2 protein-coding genes are annotated in these 1328 nt (G+C 44.9%); both read right to left on the reverse strand.

Annotated features, from left to right (window positions below):
• The coding region (locus tag QTO00_RS19780) for a SurA N-terminal domain-containing protein (protein ID WP_331426269.1) at positions 1-1022 on the reverse strand (1022 nt) is incomplete at its 3' end.
• A 174-nt stretch (positions 1023-1196) separates the two neighbouring features.
• On the reverse strand, positions 1197-1328 hold a 132-nt coding region (locus tag QTO00_RS19785; protein ID WP_331426270.1), incomplete at its 5' end, for an HU family DNA-binding protein.

Raw genomic sequence — 1328 nt, forward strand, 5'->3', positions numbered from 1 at the left:
ACTTTAGTCAGTGCGAATGCTGCTTCTTCAAAAGCTGGATCCATAACATCACGTTCAATCCAACCTAGAGAACCGCCTTCTGATGCACTACCGAAGTCATCAGATTTCTCTTCTGCCAATGTCGCGAAATCTGCACCTGCATTTAACTCGTCAAGAATTGCCTGTGCTTTCGCTTCATCGTCACCTTCAACTAGGATATGACTAACGCGGCGCTGCTCTTCAGAAGAGTATTTATCAAGATTCTCTTGATAGTATTGCTGTGCTTGCTCGTCAGACACGGTAATCGCGTCTTTTAGCTGTTGTGCAGAAAGCTCGATGTAAGCAACTTTTACCTGCTCTGGGCGAGTGTAACGCTCAGGATTTTGCTTGTAGTAATCGTTGATCTCTTGTTCAGAGAGTTCTGCTTTGGCAGCAAAATCAGCTAGAGATAGCGTTACCTTCTTAATATCACGAGTTTGAGTGAGCAACTTGCTTTGAGCTTCAACTTCAGCGGGTAGCGAGAAATCACTGCCCTGAATCGCAGAAAGTAGTTGGTTCCGCACTAGGTCGCGGCGTAAGTACTCAGCGAAGCTTTCCGCAGAGAAACCTGCGCGGCGAAGTGATGTCTGGTAGATCTCTTGATTGAACTTTCCGTCAACTTGGAATTGCGGCATGTCTAGGATAAGTGTGCGGATTTGCGCATCACTCACACGTAGACCAAGTGATTCTGCGTGTTGCTCTAGAAGTAAGTCATTAACCATGCGGTCAAGAACTGAACGGCGGAAAGATTCAACATAGCTTGGGTCAGCTAAAAGGGTTGAGAAGTAATCGCCTAGTTGCGCTTGCATGCGATTACGTTCGTTTTGGTAAGCTTGTTCAAACTCACCACGACCAATTTCAACATTGCCTACTTTCGCTGCTGTGTTGCCTGCTCCACCAACAATGTAGCTGCCTACACCAGCAAATACGAACGATAGGATGATAAGTCCTAGGATAATTTTAACCGCGATGCTGTTAACGCCTTCGCGTAATCGGTCCATCATACTTAAACTACTCTCCGCTTATGCACCGTACCTACTGCAATACACTGAGTACGATACACTTCATTAAAATAAAAATTGAATAGCGCGATAATACCAGAAAAAGAAATGCGCATCAGTATGATGCGCATAAATTAAAAAGGTTCGAAAAAATCCGCCTAACTGGCGATTTTTTGATTAGTTACAAGAGTCTTTTAAAGCTTTACCAGCTTTGAACGCAGGAACTTTAGCTTCTGCGATTTGGATCTCTTCACCAGTTTTAGGGTTGCGACCTGTGCGAGCTGCACGAGTGCGAACGCTGAAAGTACC

Origin of the sequence: Vibrio sp. M260118 (assembly GCF_036533755.1) — a bacterium.
GTDB lineage: Bacteria > Pseudomonadota > Gammaproteobacteria > Enterobacterales > Vibrionaceae > Vibrio.